This window comes from Pseudomonadota bacterium (genome assembly GCA_022361155.1).
GTDB lineage: Bacteria > Myxococcota_A > Polyangia > Polyangiales > JAKSBK01 > JAKSBK01.
On record JAKSBK010000557.1, the window covers coordinates 1 to 18,367 of the forward strand.

Annotated in this window: 13 protein-coding genes and 2 pseudogenes; 8 read left to right on the forward strand and 7 right to left on the reverse strand. The window is 66.1% G+C overall.

Features of this window, described 5'->3' with window-relative positions:
* Nucleotides 1-140: 140 nt before the first annotated feature.
* The 3 genes from MJD61_20785 to MJD61_20795 form a co-directional block, all read right to left on the reverse strand.
* Complete coding sequence (locus tag MJD61_20785) at nucleotides 141-1,508, reverse strand: 2-oxo acid dehydrogenase subunit E2 (protein ID MCG8557696.1); 1,368 nt, start codon at nucleotides 1,506-1,508, stop codon at nucleotides 141-143.
* A 3-nt stretch (nucleotides 1,509-1,511) separates the two neighbouring features.
* The gene (gene aceE / locus MJD61_20790; protein ID MCG8557697.1) at nucleotides 1,512-4,202 is read right to left on the reverse strand and encodes a pyruvate dehydrogenase (acetyl-transferring), homodimeric type; all 2,691 of its coding nucleotides are present in this window, start codon (nucleotides 4,200-4,202) and stop codon (nucleotides 1,512-1,514) included.
* Between the two features lie 282 nt (nucleotides 4,203-4,484).
* Entirely contained in the window at nucleotides 4,485-6,062 is a 1,578-nt protein-coding gene (locus MJD61_20795; GenBank protein MCG8557698.1) for a peptide chain release factor 3, read from the reverse strand.
* Between the two features lie 287 nt (nucleotides 6,063-6,349).
* Here MJD61_20795 and MJD61_20800 point away from each other — a divergent pair, with 287 nt between their 5' ends.
* The 7 genes from MJD61_20800 (at nucleotide 6,350) to MJD61_20830 (ending at nucleotide 14,636) form a co-directional block, all read left to right on the forward strand.
* Nucleotides 6,350-7,396 carry a quinone-dependent dihydroorotate dehydrogenase gene (locus tag MJD61_20800; GenBank protein ID MCG8557699.1) on the forward strand — a complete coding sequence of 349 codons (1,047 nt, stop codon included), beginning with the start codon at nucleotides 6,350-6,352 and terminating at the stop codon, nucleotides 7,394-7,396.
* Nucleotides 7,397-7,839: 443 nt separating this feature from the next.
* Nucleotides 7,840-8,985 (forward strand): porin, encoded by a 1,146-nt coding sequence (locus MJD61_20805; GenBank protein MCG8557700.1) that lies wholly within the window; start codon nucleotides 7,840-7,842, stop codon nucleotides 8,983-8,985.
* Nucleotides 8,986-9,315: 330 nt separating this feature from the next.
* Nucleotides 9,316-9,906, forward strand: coding sequence for an Lrp/AsnC family transcriptional regulator (locus tag MJD61_20810; GenBank protein ID MCG8557701.1), 591 nt, complete (start codon nucleotides 9,316-9,318; stop codon nucleotides 9,904-9,906).
* Nucleotides 9,907-9,965: 59 nt separating this feature from the next.
* Entirely contained in the window at nucleotides 9,966-10,844 is an 879-nt protein-coding gene (gene dapA, locus MJD61_20815; GenBank protein ID MCG8557702.1) for a 4-hydroxy-tetrahydrodipicolinate synthase, read from the forward strand.
* Nucleotides 10,841-11,734, forward strand: a complete 894-nt coding sequence (gene dapB, locus MJD61_20820; GenBank protein ID MCG8557703.1) for a 4-hydroxy-tetrahydrodipicolinate reductase — start codon at nucleotides 10,841-10,843, stop codon at nucleotides 11,732-11,734. The genes dapA and dapB overlap by 4 nt, the downstream gene beginning before the upstream one ends.
* A gap of 249 nt (nucleotides 11,735-11,983) precedes the next feature.
* Nucleotides 11,984-13,693, forward strand: coding sequence for a pectate lyase (locus MJD61_20825; protein MCG8557704.1), 1,710 nt, complete (start codon nucleotides 11,984-11,986; stop codon nucleotides 13,691-13,693).
* A 43-nt stretch (nucleotides 13,694-13,736) separates the two neighbouring features.
* Entirely contained in the window at nucleotides 13,737-14,636 is a 900-nt protein-coding gene (locus MJD61_20830; protein ID MCG8557705.1) for an HDOD domain-containing protein, read from the forward strand.
* Nucleotides 14,637-14,646: 10 nt separating this feature from the next.
* Here MJD61_20830 and MJD61_20835 read toward each other — a convergent pair whose 3' ends face one another.
* Nucleotides 14,647-15,387 carry an SDR family NAD(P)-dependent oxidoreductase gene (locus MJD61_20835; GenBank protein ID MCG8557706.1) on the reverse strand — a complete coding sequence of 247 codons (741 nt, stop codon included), beginning with the start codon at nucleotides 15,385-15,387 and terminating at the stop codon, nucleotides 14,647-14,649.
* A 322-nt stretch (nucleotides 15,388-15,709) separates the two neighbouring features.
* Here MJD61_20835 and ribD point away from each other — a divergent pair, with 322 nt between their 5' ends.
* On the forward strand, nucleotides 15,710-16,651 hold the full coding sequence (gene ribD / locus MJD61_20840) for a bifunctional diaminohydroxyphosphoribosylaminopyrimidine deaminase/5-amino-6-(5-phosphoribosylamino)uracil reductase RibD (GenBank protein ID MCG8557707.1): 942 nt from the start codon (nucleotides 15,710-15,712) through the stop codon (nucleotides 16,649-16,651).
* Here the strand turns inward: ribD and MJD61_20845 are convergent.
* The 3 genes and pseudogenes from MJD61_20845 to MJD61_20855 all read right to left on the reverse strand — a co-directional run bounded on the left by MJD61_20845 (nucleotide 16,648) and on the right by MJD61_20855 (nucleotide 17,533).
* Nucleotides 16,648-16,861 (reverse strand): annotated as a pseudogene (locus MJD61_20845) (hypothetical protein). The gene ribD and the pseudogene MJD61_20845 overlap by 4 nt on opposite strands.
* 74 nt (nucleotides 16,862-16,935) lie before the next feature.
* The gene (locus MJD61_20850; GenBank protein ID MCG8557708.1) at nucleotides 16,936-17,190 is read right to left on the reverse strand and encodes a helix-turn-helix domain-containing protein; all 255 of its coding nucleotides are present in this window, start codon (nucleotides 17,188-17,190) and stop codon (nucleotides 16,936-16,938) included.
* A 52-nt stretch (nucleotides 17,191-17,242) separates the two neighbouring features.
* Nucleotides 17,243-17,533 (reverse strand): annotated as a pseudogene (locus tag MJD61_20855) (hypothetical protein).
* Between the last annotated feature and the right edge of the window lie 834 nt (nucleotides 17,534-18,367).

The following is an 18,367-nucleotide window of genomic DNA, read 5'->3' on the forward strand; positions in this document are numbered from 1 at the left end:
GCGCGGGGCCGTCTGCCGCGTCGTCTCACGCTCGACCCTGCTCGATTCCAACCGCATGCGCTGCATTTCCTCGGTTCGCCGACACGCCATCCGACCCCGCGGCGCTGCGCCATGCTCGGTCCGGAGTTTCGGGACGGGCACTAACCCAGCATCAGGATGCGGCGAATGTCGCTCAGCATCGCGCATAGGTGGGTCGTCACGCGGGCGGCCAGCGCGCCGTCGATCACGCGGTGATCGTAGGACAGCGCGAGCGGCAGCATGAGCCGTGGCGCGAACTCCCCGTCCCTATACACGGGCTTGTGCACAGCCCTCGATACGCCCAGGATGGCGACTTCCGGAGCGTTGACGATGGGGGTGAACGCGGTTCCACCGATCCCGCCCAGGCTGGAAATCGTGAAGCTGGCACCGCGGATCTGGTCCAGGCGCAGTTTACCCTCCCGCGCCGCGGCGCTGGTTTCCGCGAGCTCCCTCGCGATGTCCATGATGCTCTTGCCATCCACGTCGCGCACTACGGGCACTACGAGCCCGTCGGGCGTGTCCACCGCCACGCCGAAGTGAAAGTACTGCTTGTACACAAGATGCTGGCCATCGCGATCCAGCGACGAGTTCACTTCCGGGTACGCCTTGAGGGTGGCCACGCAGGCTTTCATGATGAAGGCCAGGGGCGTCAGGTTGAATCCCTGCTCCTTGGCGGCCTGCTTGTTTTGCTGTCGGAACTGCTCCAGATCGGTGATGTCCGCTTCATCGTGCTGGGTGACGTGGGGTACATGCAGCCACGAGCGCTGCAGGCTGGGCCCAGAAATGCGCTTGATGCGCGACAGCGGCTTGCGTTCGATCGCGCCGAACTCGGCGAAGTCCACTTCCGGCATCTCCGGTAGCCCCAACCCACCGCGCCTGGCCTGTTCGATCTGTCGCTTGACGACGAGCTCGACGTCTTCCAAGGTGACCCTACCTCGGCGACCGGTGGGAGTCACGCGCTCGAGGTCGATCTCGAATTGGCGAGCAAAACGTCGCACGGCCGGACTGGCATGGACCTCGCCGTTTCCGGTCGCGCTGGTCCGAGCTTGAGCCGGCGCCGGTGAAACGGGAGCCGTGGCAGCGCTGGGCACGGCCTCGCTGGCCGGCAGGGTGGGGCCGGCCGTGGCCGCACGCTCGGATACCGATGCCGCCTGCGAGGAAACGGTGGAAACCGGCTCGCTCGGGGTCGGCGCGGGTGGGGGCTCGGGGCTGCTTTCGATTCCGGTTTCGATTCCGGCTCCGGCGGCTGCGGCGGCTTCCAGAAGCGCGATCACATGGTCGCTCGAGACCCGGTCGCCGACCTTGACCTTGATCTCCCTGATGGTGCCGGCCGAGGGTGCAGGCACGTCCATGGTAGCCTTGTCGCTTTCGAGCGTTACGAGCGAATCCTCGGCTTCGACGCGGTCGCCGACAGACACGTGCACGTCCGAGATCGGGACGTCTTCAAAATCGCCGAGATCGGGCACCTTGACTTCTGCTAGTTGGGTCATGAGCTAGGTCGTCCAGGGGTCGGGTTTGTCGGGGTCGATAGCATAGCGCTTGAGCGCCTCGTCGACGCGTGCGTTGTCTATCTTGTCCTCTTCGGCGAGCGCACGCAGCGCGGCAACGGTCACATAGCGCCGATCCACCTCGAAGAAATCACGCAAGCGCTCGCGCGTGTCGCTGCGTCCAAAGCCGTCCGTACCCAACGTGATGTAGCGGCGCGGCACGAAGGGGCGAATCTGGTCCGCGAAGGCCCGCACATAGTCCGACGAGGCGATGACCGGCCCCTGCCGCTTCGCGAGGCATTGCTCGACGTAGGTGCTGCGCTGCTTCGCGGTTGGACGCAGCAAATTGTGCCTCTCGACCTGCAATCCGTCTCGACGCAGCTCGTTGAAGCTCGGCACGCTCCAAACGTCGGCCGCGATGCCGAAGTCGTCGTCGAGCAGGCGAGCGGCCGCGATCACTTCGCGCAGAATCGATCCACAGCCCAGCAGCTGCACCACGGGCCGCTTCTTCCTGCCCTTGCGGGTCTTTGTTGCGGCGCTTGCGTCAGCCAGCAGGTACATGCCCTTGCGGATGGCCGCTTCGGCGCCTTTCGGCATGGCGGGCTGGGGGTAGTTTTCGTTGAGCAGCGTAAGGTAGTAAAAGACGCTCTCGTGCTCTTGGTACATGCGGCGCAGCCCATCCTGCATGATCACCGCGACCTCGTACGCGAAGGTGGGGTCGTAGGCAACGCAGTTGGGGACAGCAGCCGCGGCCACGTGGCTCGAGCCGTCCTGATGCTGCAGGCCCTCGCCGTTGAGGGTCGTGCGTCCTGACGTAGCGCCCAACAGAAAGCCGCGGGTCTGCATGTCGGCGGCAGCCCAGATCAGATCGCCCACGCGCTGGAAGCCGAACATCGAGTAGAAGATGTAGAACGGAATCAGTGGCAGGCCGTGATTGGCGTAGGCGTTGCCCGCGGCGATCCATGAGCACATGGCTCCTGCTTCGCTGATCCCCTCCTGCAGGATCTGCCCTTTCCTTTGCTCGCGGTAGGACGCGATCTGTCCTTCGTCCACCGGCTGATAGAGCTGGCCGCTCGGTGCGTAGATGCCGACCTGTCGAAACATCCCCTCCATGCCGAAGGTGCGCGCTTCATCGGCCACGATGGGAACCAGCAGCTGCTTGAGGTTCTTGTCCCGGGTGAGCTGCATCAGCACCCGCACGAAGGCCATGGTGGTGGATAGCTCGCGCTCGCCGCTGCTCTCGATCAGACCCTTGAAGCGCGATAGCTCGGGCACTTCGATACTCGGGCTGCGATCGGCGCGAGCCGGCAGATATCCTCCCAGCGCCCTGCGGCGATCGTGCAGGTAGCGCAGCTCCTTCGAGTCCTCGGCCGGCCGCACGAAGGCGACCGAGTCGACCTGCTCGTCGCTGACCGGCAGACCAAAGCGGTCCCGAAACGTCCGGAGGGCGTCGCTGCCCATCTTCTTTTGTTGATGCGTGATATTGAGCGACTCGCCGGCTTCTCCCATGCCGAAGCCCTTGATGCTCTTGACGAGGATGACCGTCGGTTGGCCCGAGTGCTTCACGGCAGCCTGGTAGGCTGCGTAGACCTTGGTTGGATCGTGGCCGCCGCGCCGCAAGGCCCAAAGCTCGTCATCGGACATGCCGGCCACTAGATCGCGAAGCTCGGGATACTTGCCGAAGAAGTGCTCCCGAATGAATGCGCCGTCCCGGGCGCGGTAGAGCTGGTAGTCCCCGTCGACCGCCTCTTCCATCCGCTTCGTGAGCAGGCCCTGGTGATCGCGGGCGAACAGCTCGTCCCAGCCGCTGCCCCAAATGACCTTGATCACGTTCCAGCCCGCTCCGCGGAACACCGCCTCCAGTTCCTGGATGATCTTGCTGTTGCCTCGCACCGGCCCGTCCAGCCGCTGCAGATTGCAATTGATCACGAAGATCAGGTCTTCGAGCTCTTCGCGCGCGGCAAGGGAGATGGCGCCCAGGGATTCCGGCTCGTCCATCTCTCCATCGCCCAGGAAGGCCCACACCTTGCGTCCCGCCGTCTGCGCGAGACCCCGGTGCTGCAGATACCTCATGAAGCGTGCCTGGTAGATGGCCTGGATGGAGGTCAGGCCCATGGACACGGTGGGGAATTGCCAGAACTCCGGCATCAACCAGGGGTGGGGATACGAAGACAACCCGCGCCGGCCGGACTCTTGGCGGAAGTTGGCCAGCTGCTCTTCGCTAAGGCGCCCCTCGAGAAACGCCCTGGCATAGATCCCGGGTGAGCTGTGCCCCTGGAAGTAAATGAGGTCGCCTCCGTGCTCCTGACTCGGTGCGCGGAAGAAGTGGTTGAAGCCCACCTCCCAGAGCGTAGCGACCGAGGCGTAGCTCGCGATGTGCCCCCCGACATTGCCACCGTTGCGGTTGGCCTTGACCACCATCGCCATCGCGTTCCACCGGATGTAGGTCTCGATGGCTTGCTCGATCTCGAGATCGCCGGGGTAGGCCGGCTGGAGGTCGGCGGGGATGGTGTTCTTGTAGGAAGTAGTTGCACTGTACGGAATGTAGGCACCCGCGTTGCGAGCCCTGTCCACCAGCGCGTCGATCAGGAAATGGGCCCGCTCGGGGCCTTCTCGCTCCAGGACGGCTCCCAAGGCGCCAAGCCATTCTTCGGTTTCGGTGGGGTCGAGGTCTGAGTGATCCGCGTTCGATTCCATGAACTCTCCGCACGGGGGTAGGAACAGTACACGAGCAACCCGACCCCGGCTTCATTGGATCGCGGGCTCGGTCCGACGTTGCAGGGATTGGCTGTCTGCGCTTTTGCGGTGGCGCACTGACAACAGGGCTAGTGCAGACCCAGCCTGCGTCAAGCCAAGACGGTGCGAATGGGGTCGGCGTGGGGTCCATGCTCGGCCGGTTTTCTGTGTATATGTGCAGTGGTCTCGCGGCGCGCAGCAGGGCGCGCAACAGGAGGCGGCTGCGGCTGGGCCGCTGACTCATCAGACCGTTGGCGCGGTCTCGTTGAAGGTCCACTCGGGGCTGTCTTGGATGGCGCGGCGGAGCTCCCAGTCGTCGCGCAGCAGTGCAACCACGCGCTGGTCCTGGTCGATCACGGCCCCGGCGATCCGTTTTGCGCGCAGTTGTTCGGGATTGGTGGGGCCGTCGATCCAGCGAGCGTAGCTGTAGGGGAGGTGGTCCAACGCGACTTTGGCGCCGTACTCGTGCTCGAGCCGATAGGCGAGCACGTCGAACTGGAGCTGGCCCACCACGCCCAAGATAGGGTCCCTGCTCTGGCCGGGCTCGACAAACACTTGCAGCGTGCCTTCTTCGGCTAGCTCGTGGATGCCCTTTTGCAGCTGCTTGCGCTTCATGGGGTCGAGCAGGCGCACGCGGGCGAAGTGCTCCGGCGAGAAGCGCGGCACCGAATCGAAGCACAGGGCTGGCGAGCCGGTGGACAACGTGTCGCCGATGCGAAAGATGCCCGGGTCGTACAGACCGATGATGTCGCCGGCGTAGGCTTCGTCCACGCTTTGGCGGTCGCTGGCCATCAGCTGCTCGGCGCGCGCAAGCTTGATGGTCTTGTCGAGCCGTGCGTGGCGCACGCGCATGCCGCCTGTGAACTTGCCGGAACAGACGCGAACGAAGGCGATCCGATCTCGGTGGGCGGGGTCCATGTTGGCCTGGACCTTGAACACGAATCCGGAGAAGCGCTCGTCGTCCGGTTGCACAACGCCTTCGCGAGCCTGGCGCGCGCCTGGCGCCGGGCAGAGCTCGGCAAAAGCCTCCAGGAAGGGCTCGACGCCGAAGCTGGTGAGGGCGCTGCCAAAGAACACCGGGGTTATCTCGTTTTCCAGAAACCTCCGGTGGTCGTAGGCGTCGCCTGCCCCCTCGATCAGCTCTACTTCATCGCGCAGCGTTGCCGCCGCCTCTGGGCCCAGCAGCTTTCCTAGCGCGGGATCCTCGATGCCCGCGACGGTTACAGGAGCGGCGCTGGCGTTGCGAGCCGTGCGCTCGAACTTGAGCACCCGCCTTGCGGACAGCTCGTACACGCCCTGGAAGCGGTCACCGTTTCCGATCGGCCAGGTGCAAGGCACGGTGTGCAAGCCGAGCACCTCCTCGAGCTCGGACATGAGAGCCAGGGGATCGCGTGCGGGCCGATCCAGCTTGTTGACGAAGGTGACGGTGGGCGTTCCGCGCTTGCGGCAGACATGAAAGAGCTTGCGGGTCTGTGCCTCGACGCCCTTGGCGGCATCGATCAGCATGATGGCCGCGTCTGCGGCCATGAGGGTACGGTAGGTGTCCTCGCTGAAGTCCTGGTGACCCGGCGTGTCGAGCAAGTTGTAACGGATGCCCGCGTGCTCGAAGCAGAGCACGCTCGAGGTCACCGAGATGCCGCGCTTGCGCTCGAGCTCCATCCAGTCGCTGGTGGCGGCACGCTGGGCGCGGCGCGCACGTACCATGCCAGCCGTGTGGATCGCCCCGCCATAGAGCAGCAGCTTCTCGGTGAGCGTTGTCTTGCCCGCGTCCGGATGCGAGATGATGGCAAAGGTCCGACGACGTTGGGTCTCGCGCAGCATGAGTCGGTAGCAGGGGTGTGCCTCGCCCAGTCCGAAACCCGCGTTTCGGCCCGGTCGTGAGCGTGGTCGTGGTCGTGGTCGCCGGTACGAGGCAACCTAGCCCGCATCGGTCACCAACCGCGAGCCGAATCGTCCGAAGCGGGCGCGCCCGGTACCCGAGCTGCTGCGCAGTGGACGGCTGCAAATGGCGTCAGCACCAGTCACACGCTATGGGTCCGTCGACCCTATGGCCGAGCGAGCCTCCCGCGATCCCGGCTCTTTCGGACCATCGACAACTCCCGCGGACTATGCTTTATCGGCGCCTCATTCGGCCGTTGCTGTATACCTTGCCGCCCGAGACGGCACACCTGTTGGTCTTGCGGCTGCTGCGCGTGGGGCAGGAGCTGCCGGGGCTGTGCTTGTTCACCGAGCGTCTACTCCGCCGCGGATCGGAAGCAAGCAAGGTTCGGGTGTTCGGGCGCGAGCTGGCGAGCCCCATCGGGCTTGCCGCAGGCTTCGACAAGGACGCCGAAGTGTACCGGATCATGGGTGCGCTCGGTTTTGGTTTCGTGGAGATTGGTACCGTCACTGCCGAGTCCCAACCGGGCAACCCGAGACCCCGCCTGTTCCGACTGCCCCAGGACCGAGCTCTGGTGAACCGGATGGGCTTCAACAGCAGCGGCGCCCAGGCGGTGGCTCGCAAGATCGGGCAGCGGGCCGCCGGCGATCCCATGCTGGGGATCAACATCGGCAAGAGTAAGGCAACGGCGCCCAAGCTGGCCTTGTTGGACTACGAGCGTTGCGCAAAACGCCTGGGGCCGCTGGCTGACTATCTGGTGATAAACGTCAGCTCCCCCAACACGCCGCGTTTGCGTGACCTGCAGGCCCCGCAGGAGCTCAAGCCTCTGCTGGCTCATGTGCAGGCCGTCCTGCGCCACGAGGTCGGCGGGCGGCAAGTCCCCTTGTTGGTCAAGATCGCTCCCGACCTATCCGATGCTGAGATCGACGCCCTGGCCGACCTCGCACTCGATATGGGTCTCGCGGGCATCGTGGCCACCAACACCACTACCCATAGAGAGGGCCTGCGTTCCTCCGCCGCGGAAGTTGCGCGCTGCGGGGCCGGGGGCCTATCGGGGCCGCCCCTCAGGCAGCGGGCGCTGGCGGTGCTCGAGCGCTTGCGCGAACGGGTGAGCGACCGCTTGGTGCTGATAGCGGCCGGCGGTGTCGAAACTGCGCAGGATGTGTGGGAGCGCCTGCATGCTGGCGCCACCCTGGTACAGCTATATACGGCCCTGGTCTACGAGGGGCCTCTTGTAGCTCACCACCTTGGCCGCCAGTTGGCCACGCTCGGATAGCGTGCGGATCGTGACCAGCAGCGGGCAGACGCGCGGGGCGGAAGGGCTCGCCCCAGGAGAACGGGAGTTGCACACCCCTGCTCGAGTAAGGCAGCCGTCAAACATGGGCTAGCGTGCGCACCCCTGCACAGCTGCGGCCGATCGAGCCCTGGTTGGACGGCCCCCTTGGCTTTGCGGTCTGGCCGGTTGCCCGGAGAAACGCGGAGGAACGGTGGCAGACGACTTGACGAATCCCTCCCGGCGCAGCCTAATACGGCGACGCTCGCAACGCCGTGGACAGGGCGCAGCGTCCAGGCATGCCGTGCGTTCCGCAGGTGGAGCAAGGATGCTTGCTGCCCTTACAAGTCCACGGCTTTCTGTTTGCGAACAAGCGTTCGACTAGAGGCGTCATGCAGCAGTCTTGTAACCGCATAGAACGATCTTCCTGCTGGGGTAGCGTACTCATGTGGGTTGTAGGGTCCCTGATCCTGAGCCAGACAACCGCTGTGCAGGCGCAGCCCGCGGTGACCAGCACGGGTCTGCAGTGGATGGCCTTTTCCGACACGTACTTTCAGGAGAGCATCCACAACCCTCACGAGAGGACCCAGTTTGCTGCCCACCGCGGCGCCGTACGCTACAATCGCTTCGCTATCAACTGCCTGGGCGTGTACGCGCAGTTTCACAGCCAGCGCTTTGGCGCGAAGGTCAAGATCACGCCCTACGAGACCTTCCCGGGAAGCACCTGCGCTCCGTTCAAGGCCTACGCGCTGTGGACCCCGACACCCGGCGTCGAGCTCACGTTCGGCAAGTTCCCGACATTCTTTGGCGTGGAAGCGGTAGAGAGCTGGGAGAACTTCAACTACACGCGCGGCGCGGTGGCGGTCCTGGCCCAGCCCGATGCGTTTGCAGGTATGCGGCTCGAGTTTCGGGCCACCGAGAAATTCGGTATGAACCTGCTCATCACCAACGGGCCCGACTTGGGCCACGACAACAACCAGCTGCTCAGTTTTGGCGCGCAGGCGGTGTTCCAGCCCAGCCCGTATTTCACGGCCAAGCTCGGCTACCTCGGAGGACCCGAGGAGCCCGAGAGCTTTCACGACCACAACACCGGTATGAGCGTGCCGAACCTGGGCTACGAGGAGCGCTGGACCCACCGCGGTGATCTAGTGCTGGAGGCAGCCATCGGCGCTGTCGCGCTCAAGCTCAACGGGGTGCTCGGGGTGCGCCTGGAACCGGGGCGCGACGCCCACACGCCGGCACCGCCTGACCCCGCAGCCGAGAATTTCTTTGCCCTTGCAGCCTCGGGCCGGATCTCGGTGAGCGACACCATGTCCTTTTCGCTGCGCGGGGAATACATCAGCGACCCCAAGCGCTGGCTCTACCAGCCCAATCTGGCGCTCGAGCACCCGTTTGAACCGCTGACCGGCTACTTCGCCACGGTGACCCTCGAGTACATTCCGTTCCCCGATGTGGGCAACCCCGTGATTCGCTGGGACAACCGCTTCGAGCTGGTGTCGGAGTCCATGTACTACATCGGAAACCAGCAGCACGAGCTGTCGAGAAACTGGTTCGGCTCGATCCTGGGAATCGTCGTGCACCTGCACGGCTGACACCTCTTCGAACATTCGCGTTGACAGAAGCAGCGGGCGCCTCTATCTGTTTTGCCACGCTGGCCTGCATCGATCCGAGCCGCTTGCCTTGATCGATCGCCGGGCTCGCGTAAGCAGCCGCGTCCGTCGCTCGGTGTCCACCCCGTGTAGTTGCAGACTTCGCGGGCGTCTTCTGGATGACGGCGTAGCGGTGGGCCTTGCTTGCGCGCAAGCCTCGGATCGCTTGGCTTCGAGCCGATGACCGCTGCTCGCCTGCGCTTTGCTCCACGCCGGGGTTACACCGTATGAGACACCGGGGTGACGCCACATGAGAGTTCGGGGTGACACCACATGAGAGTTCGGCGAGACGCGCTTGGCCTGGATGATATCGATCGCCGCATCCTCAAGGTCCTGCAGGCGGACTGCAAAACGCCGCTAGCCAAGGTGGGCGAGGCGGTTGGCCTGTCGGCCCCGTCGATCGTGGAGCGGGTACGGCGCCTCGAGCACGAGGGTTTCGTTCTGGGATACCATGCTCGACTCGACGCGCGCCGTCTGGGCATGGAGGTGACCGCTTTCGTGGGTGTCGCCCTGGCACACCCGGAGCCACCCGAAACGTTCGATTCGCAGCTTGCCGAGTTTCGCCGCCGCCTGGCCGACTTCGGCAACGTGATGGAATGCCACCACGTAACGGGCAACTACACGCTGCTGATCAAGCTCAAGACGCGAAGCACCTCCTCGCTGCAGGGATTCATCGGCCAGCTGCGGTCGTTGCCAGCCGTGCAACGCACGGAAACCAACGTGGTGCTATCGACGCTCAGCGAGCGCATCGATCTGATCGTGGACGCTCCCACCGAGCGTGGATCCCGCACCCGGGGCGAGCCAGGGCCCGCGGGCAAGGCTAAGCCGGACGGCGGCAACGACGAGGCCCCGGCAGGCACGTAGCCCACGTGCGCCGCGCCGCGGTCTCGAGTTCGACGGCGGGGCACGCCGAGGTCGGAGCGATGGGACGATTCGAAGGCCTACTGACTGCACTGGTGACCCCGTTTCGTGGGGGAAGCGTCGACGAGGACGCCTTGCGGAGCCTGGTGGAAGCGCAGATCGACGCGGGCGTCGACGGCCTGGTCCCCTGCGGCACCACGGGTGAGAGCACGGTCCTCGAGCAGCAGGAGTACGTGCGCGTCGTGCGGGCTGCGGTCGAGCAAGCCAAGGGCAGGGTGCCGGTGGTGGCGGGTGCCGGGAGCAGCAGCACCGGCCGCACGATCGAGCTCTGCAAGCTGGCCAGGTCCGCGGGGGCCGATGGCGTGCTCCTGGTCGTGCCGTACTACAACAGGCCTTCGCAGGAGGGTCTGGTAGCCCACTACCGGGCCGTGCTCCGCGCCGTGCCCCGGCCGGCCATCATCTACAATATTCCCGCTCGTACGGGCGCCGACCTCGAGGTGGCCTCGCTTCGTGGCCTGGCCGATGTGCCTGAGATCGTGGGGATCAAGGAGGCCACCGGGGACGTGGCTCGCGCGCAGGATATCATCGCTGCCTGTGGGGACCGCTTCGCGGTTCTGTCCGGCGATGACCTGCTCACACTGGCGGTGCTGGGTGTGGGGGGCCGCGGCGTAATCAGCGTGAGCTCGAATGTCGCTCCCGCGCTGGTCCTGGAGGTGGTGAGAAGCTTCAGGCAGGGTGATTTCGCCGCAGCTTGGCGGGCCCATTACCGGCTCTTGTCGCTGCACAAGGCGATGTTCGTGGAGGGCAATCCCGGCCCTGTGAAGGCCGCCCTGGCGTCCATGGGACGCATCGCACCGGAGCTGCGGCTGCCCCTTGTCTGGCCTCGTGAGGCATCGCTGGCTGAGGTCCGCCGGGCGCTGGCCGAGTTGGATCTCGCGTGACCCGCGTGGATCTGGCGCTGCATGGGGCGGCAGGGCGGATGGGTCGCGCGGTGCTGGCACTGCTGACGAGCTCCGGCACCGGTCTCGCAGCTCGCGGCGTGGGAGGGGCTGCCGAGCTGTGTCTGGTAGCCGCGCTCGAACGCCGCGGTCACCCCGGGCTGGGCGAGGATGTGGGCGAGCTCGTCCGGGCCCCGAGGCTGCTCGGGGTGCGTCTCGAGGATTCGCTTGAATCCGCTCTTGGACAAGCCGCGCGTCCGGTCCGCCTGGTGGTTGATTTCAGCGGGGCGAGCGAATTCGAGCGACTATGCGAGGGCTGCCAGGAGCACGGCCTGGGACTGGTTTCCGGCACCACGGGTCTGGACGCAGCCGGGCTGGCCGCAGCCGACCGGCTGGCCGAGTCGGCACCGGTGCTGCTGGCGCCCAACTTCAGCCTCGGCATCAACGCGCTGCTGCACCTGGCCGATCGGGCAAGCCGCATGCTGGGGACCGAGTTCGACGCGGAAATCGTGGAAATGCATCATCGGCGCAAGGTCGACGCCCCGAGCGGCACCGCAGTCAGCTTGGCCGATGTGGTCGCACGTGCGCACGGCCTCGAGCCGGCCACCGACATCGTTCACGGGCGCTCCGGTGAGCCGGGTCCGCGCCCCTCGAATCAGCTCGGCGTCCTCGCGCTGCGCGGGGGGGACGTGGTAGGTGAGCACACGCTGCTGCTGGCGGGTTCCGGCGAGCGGCTCGAGCTCACGCACCGCGCCCACGACCGAGCGATCTTCGCCCGCGGCGCGCTCAGGGCGAGCGCCTGGCTGGCAAGCCAGCCCCCAGGACGCTACTGCATGGCCGATGTGCTCGGGGTTGCGGCCGACGGAGGCTCCAGCGCCTGGCACGAGCCCTAAGCCCCAGTCCAGAAGCCCCGAGATCGAGAAGCCCCGTCGACCTGCAGCCGCTATCGGTCCGGTTTGCAGGCACGGCAGGGCACAGGCAAAGAGGGGCGGCCCTTTGGCGGGTATGGCGGGCCACGGCCACGCCGGCGGTCACGTCATGGTAGCCTTGGCAGGTTGGCGGAGTTTGGCTGGGTTGCGGGTGAATGGCGAATGAACCTTGGTGGTCGTACGGGCGCGCCGGCTGCGATATTATCAATATCGATGCTTGCAGCGCTCGTTCAGGCTCACCCGCAGCACGCCCAGGCCCAACAGCACGCCAAGGGCCAGCAGCTGGCGTTCCCGGGCGCCGAAGGGGCCGCCAGGTTCGCTCGCGGCGGGCGCGCAGGCCGGGTGTTCGAGGTGACCTCGTTGGCTGACAGCGGCCCAGGCAGCTTGCGTGAGGCTCTCGAAGCCGCGGAACCTCGCACCGTCGTGTTCCGCGTTGCCGGCACCATCGAGCTGCAATCCGAGCTGGTCATCGGCTCAGCCTTCGTAACCGTAGCCGGTCAGACTGCACCGGGCGACGGCATCGCCCTCAAAGGTCACGGGCTTACGGTGGCCGCCGACGAGGTAATCCTACGCTACCTCAGAGTTCGTCCAGGTGCGGACACCGGCGGCGGGTCGAATGCGATTTCGCTGCACGGCGGCGACCATATCGTTGTTGACCATTGTTCGGCCAGCTGGGCCGCGCGGGAGACGCTCGAGGTGAAGACCTCCGGCTCCCGGGTCACCGTGCAGTGGTGCATCTTGTCCGAGAGCCTGGCCTGCGCCAGTGCAGGCGGCGAGTGCCGGGGGCACGGCTCGCTCGTCCTTGCCGGCCTAGGCAGCGAGGTCAGTTTCCACCACAACCTGTACGCGCATCACCGGACACGCTCGCCGCGGCTCGGCAACAGCGAGCCGCAACACCAGGATCCGCAGGGTCTGCTGTTCGATTTCCGCAACAACGTGGTCTACAACTGGGCGGGTCGGTACGCGGGCCATAACGCCGACCTTGATTCGGTCAGCCGTTCCAACTTCGTCGCCAACTACTACCTGACAGGCCCCGATAGCCAAGGGCAGCTCGCCTACCGCGATTCGTGCGTGGCGTGCAAGTCCTACTTCGAGGGCAATCGCGTCAACGGACTGCTTCCCGTCGACCCATGGCAGTGGGTCCAGCTGAGCGGCTTTTCCACGCAACAGGCGCTGAGCTACCGCAGCGGGCAGCCCTTCGCGACGCCACCGGTCACGACGCAAGGCTCCTCCGATGCCTACGCCTCGGTCCTGCGCTTCGCGGGAGCCAACCATCCGAGGCGTGACCCCAGCGACGAGCGCGTGGTGAACACGGTGGGTCAGGCAACGGGACGGATCATCAACAGCACGAGCGCGGTGGGCGGCTGGCCCAGGCTCTCGTCCGAGCTGCCGCCCGAGGACACCGACCGTGACGGTATGCCGGACATGTGGGAGTTCGTTCAGGGCTTGAACCCCAACGATCCCAGCGACGGCGCCCTCGACCGTAATGTCGATGGCTACACCAACCTCGAGGACTACCTGAATGAGCTGGTAGCCCCGCCGGGATCGACGCCGCCGGGTCTGGCTCCGCCTCCACCTCCAAGCTCGCCGGCTCCGGGGTCCTCACCGCCACCACCGCCAGGCATTCCAGACGCGGGAGCTCCGGCGCAGGGTCCCCCATCCGGGCCGGCCGTGGGACAGCTTCCGCTGCTGCCACCAGGTGCCGGCGGTCTCGGGGTTCCGGTCGTGCCCGTGCCGGTCGCTGGTTTTGCCCCTCCACCACCCGGGGCCACCCGTCGTGGCCCGGATGGCGCCTGCAGCTGTGGGATCCTGGGAGCCGGCCGCGGTTCCGGATGGCCGTTGTGCTTGGCCGCGCTGCTGGCGCTGATTCGCCGCCGGCGACGCCCTCCGGTTCGGGCGCTCCCAGGCCATCCAGAAAGGTGAAATCCAACCGGGCATCAAGCATACCGGCGAGCGGTCGATACCCATGGTAGTGGCTGCTGCAGCGTCCGCACACTTGCCCCCATCCCACCATGTCGACGCCTTCGTAGATCGTGTGGAGCGGCTGTGCCCGGTTCCGGCGGCCGCCCAGCGCGTGGTCGAGCTGGCCGCCGGCGAGCAGGCCGATTTCAGAGAGATCGCTCGGGCGCTAGCCGTGGACGCCGCCTTGGCCGCGGAGATCATGCGTATCGCGAACAGCGTGATGTACGGTCGCGCTCGAACCGTGAGCGACCTGGACCAGGCCATCCTGACCATCGGCCTGGACGAGCTGCGCGAGATGGCCGCGGCGATGGCGCTGGTTGCGGCGTTCCGTTCCGACGCGTCCCTGTCGCTGGACCTGCACATGCGCTCGTTGCTGGCGGGCGCACTCGCGCGTGGGCTTGCCACGCAGCTCGGTTATCTGCGGCCCGCCACGGCGTTCGTGTGCGGCCTGCTGTCGGACATCGGAGCCATGGCCTGTCTCGCGATCGACGCCGAGGGGTACGGCAAGCTGTGGGCTGCCTGCCAGGGCGAGCCCGGCGCGCGAGCGCGGGCCGAGCTCAAGCGCTACGGAGCGAGCTCCAACGAGATCGGCAAACGCCTGCTGCAACGCAACGCGCTGCCGACGGTGGTCGTCGAGGCCGTGGGCGCGCAGGTGGATGACTCGCCTGACGCGCTCGGACCGCTGCCGCGGGTGTGCCTGTTTGCGCGCCAGGCAAGCTGGTCGGTCGTGCGTGTCGTAGACGAGAGCGATCTGAGCTCTTTCGGTGAGATCCTGAGCGCGCTGGCGTTGCGCTACCGATTCGACGGGATCGAGCACCAGGCGCTGATGACGTTGTGTGTGGAGGCCAGTGCGCGCTGCGACAGCGAGCTCAGGCGCCTCCGGCACAGCAGCCCGCGCATGTGAGGCGGCCGGGCTAGAAATCCACGCGACGCATGACTGCCCGCGGCAGCGCGCGGATGGCTAGCATCACCAGACGCCAGGGTGACGGCGTGTAGACAACGGGGCTGCCCCGATCGATGGCGGCCAGCACTTGGCGGGCGACCTGCCGTGGCTCGCCCGCAAAAGGCGGCGGCTTGAGCCCCGCGGTCATGCCCGTCTTTACGAAGCCGGGCTTGACGCACACCACCACCAAGCCCTGCTTGCGGTAACGGTGATCCAATCCCTCCAAATAGTGGCTCAGGCCAGCCTTGCTCGAGCCATACAAGACTACCGGTTTTCGTCCACGGTCTCCCGCGACAGACGAAAACACCACGAGACGGCCGCCCCCACGTGCCAGCAGGCGCTTGCGGACGTGCTCACAAAACAGGACCGAGTTGGCGTAGTTGACCAGGAGCAGGCGCTGCGCCAAATCCGGATCCGCTTCGAGCTCATCCTGCGAAGCGAACATGCCGGCGCTCACCACGACGGTATCGAAGCCGTCCAGAGCAGCGTCCGCTGCATCGAGCGCGCCCTCGAATTGCTGCGGCCTCTCGAGGTCGCACGGTGCCGTTCCCACGCGTGCCACGCCCGGCGCACGGGCTTCCAGATCGCGTGCGCTGCGCTCGAGCTCGCCGGGTTCGATCCCGAGCAGAAAGACCTGATCGCCGCGCCGGATCATTTCTCTTGCCAGCGCGCGCCCCATCCCCTTGCTTGCACCGAGCATGACCGCTCTCACGACAATGGCCGATCAGTTGCCTTGGGACCCGCCACAAAATAGCCTGCCCACCTCGCAGGCTCCAACCGCCGCTGGCTGTGTTGCTCCTCCTCGAAATACCTGCAGTATTCCTCGTCGTCGCGCCTTGCCAGCGACGGCCGGCCCTCTGCGATCTGCACAGGCTATTGTGTGGCGGCGGGTCCTTATCACCGCTGCGTGGCACGGTCAAACCCGATCAAGCCCCCGATCAAGCTGTGATCAAACCCTAATCAAGACCCCTCCCAAGCCGTTTTCGAGCGTGGCGCGCTTGCCAGCGATGCCGGTGGGGCCAACCTTCGGACACATGAGACCAGAACGGCAGGACACGCTGTGGATGGGTCAGGCCTTGGCGCTGGCGCGCTCTGGCATGGGACAGACCTGGCCAAACCCCTCGGTGGGCTGTGTCATCGTCAAGAGCAGCAGTGCTATCGGGCAGGCCTGCACGGCACCCGGTGGCCGCCCTCACGCCGAGACCCTGGCGCTTCGACAGGCGGGCGATGACGCGCGCGGTGCTACCGCCTATGTGACCCTCGAGCCGTGCAGCCATTTCGGAGTCACCTCGCCCTGCAGCGCCGCCTTGGCGGAGGCTGGGCTGCAGCGTGTGGTCGTTGCGGTGCGGGACCCCGATCCCCGAGTCAACGGGCTGGGGATCGCCCAGCTGGTCGCGAGGGGGCTCCGCGTGGATCTCGGTGTTTGCGCCGCGCAGGCAAAGACCTTGATCGCGGGTTTCGCCATGCGAGTGAGCTACGGACGGCCGTTGGTTTCCCTCTGGCACGAACCAGCCGGGAAAGACCCTGCGGCCAAGCCCAACGGCTGGCACTGCGACGCGACCTTGGCGAGCGTTTCGTTCGCTTTGGCGCGCCGTCATGACTACGGCCGTTTCGTGCACGGCCTGCGCGTGCTGCTGGACCTGGACGTTGAGTCACCACGCGCGCTTGTGGCCGATCCCCCACCCTTGCCGGCGTGGCTGCTGCTGCCGAGCCGGCCGCGGGAAGCAGCAGAGCTCAGGCGTCTCGGGATCGAGCTGTGCGAGCTGGCCTGCGGCGGCCATCAGCCCGACGCGAAAGCTGCGGACACCCTTGCCCGAGCACGAAACCAGGGTAGCTGGAACGCGCGCGGGCGGCTGGGTCGGGCCGCCCTTGGCACCGCCCTAGCCGCGCTCGGCGCACGGGGCCTCACGCACGTGGGTGTTCATGAGCTCGACCCCCTCGCAGCCCAGCTGAAGCAACGGCAGCTCGTGCCTTAGGGCTCGTGACAGAATAGACAGATCGGCTGCGGCCGTGCAGGGCGGCGTGCTCGCCACCATGAAAATGCGCACACTCTTTGGCGACGTCGTCGTGGGGACCAAAACCTCATCCGACAGCCCCGAAATTCGGCGAGTCGGGGCAGCTGGCTGGAAAAGGATCGTGCAGCGGCGACGCCCGCGGCATCCGTGAGTCCTGGGATATCGACAGGCGTGGAGCTGTTGGTCGTCGTGCCGTTGCCGAGCTGGCCATTTCCGTTGCGGCCCCAGGGCGGAGCCTCCCATGGCTACGCGGCCTCGATTTCGACATGGTAATCGAGCCCCGCCTTGCGTACCTGGTCTTGCAGCGCGAGACGCACAAACTGACGCTCGTTGTGCCCCAAGACCCGAGCGTATTCCGCGGCAAGCGCCGGGCTGACAAGCTTCCGGCCCTTCTCGATGTCGCATAGGTGCGAGCGCGACACTCCCATACGCTCGGCGAGCGCCACCTGTGTGAGGCCCTCGCGCTCACGAATCGCGCCGAGTGCATCACCGAAGCTCAAGGGCTCCCCACGAAGCTCCTCGAGGAACGACCGCGCGCGGGTCTTCTTCTTGGTACTCATGCTTGGTCACCTCTTCGACGGACACGAACTCGATGCGAGCCGCGCCAGCGCCGTCACGCTTGACCTCGTAGATGGCCCGATACGCGATGTTGAGGCGAATCGAACGCTGGCCTTTGCGCTTTCCCCTCAGCGGCTCGTCGTGATAGCCGGGAATCCTCCTGACGACCTCGAGCCCTTCGTCCTCGACAAGTTCGACCCAGACGTCGAGCGCGTCGACGATGCGCCGTGGTACGCGGCGCAGCTGCTTCTTGGCCCGGAGGCTGATCTGGACATCTCTGATCATTCACCCAACCAGTGTACACCAAATCGGTGTACGGGCAATCCTGAGACGGGGGCGGGCAAAGGAGGCACGGGCGCCGGCCCAGACGGCGCCCTGTTCGGCCAACCGCTGTCGCGGCTGGAAGATCGATAAGCCCATGCTTACGCAGGTAGCGCTCGAGCTCTTTCGTACGCGCGGCCGGCCCCTGCCCCCCTTGTGCCACCTCGCTAGCGCGCGGCGCCGGCGTGAACGCATCGCCTGTTGCCGGATCACCCATCCCGGTCGGAGCGGGGGTTCCCGTACCTGGGGAACCGATGTTCCAGGCTGGCAACGTTGGACATCGGAAGCATGAGCTGTTTCATGCGAGCCAGTGTCCTTCATACGCGGGCTTGCTTCATCTGCCGTCCCAACAAGCTCGCTGCCATGCACCACATCCCACACGCGCAGCATTGCTTTCACGGAGACAGTCGCCCGCCCACTGAGCGTGAAGACTCCGGCCGAAGGCTCGAGCATCCAACAAGGAATCAGAATCCTGCTGCCTTCAGCAAACACCGTCGCGACCCGAGCACCTCGCCGCGACTGCCAATAGACTTCCAGCTCCTGGCCACACAAGGGGTGAAACGGGTAGTAGACAACGACTCGTTCGAAGGGGGTCTCGTGAGTGCGTCGTGATGAGCAACCACGTCCATGGCACGTACACCGACACGCCGGGGTGCTGCCCGATTTCCTGCGTGACTTCGGCAAGGAAACGGCCCTCGCGCTCAACTTGCAGCCACCAAGGTGGCGCAGACGCCGCCACTTAGCCGGCGAACGCCAACCCGGGTGAGGTCAGGTCCCGGTGGACTAGGGACTCCGCGA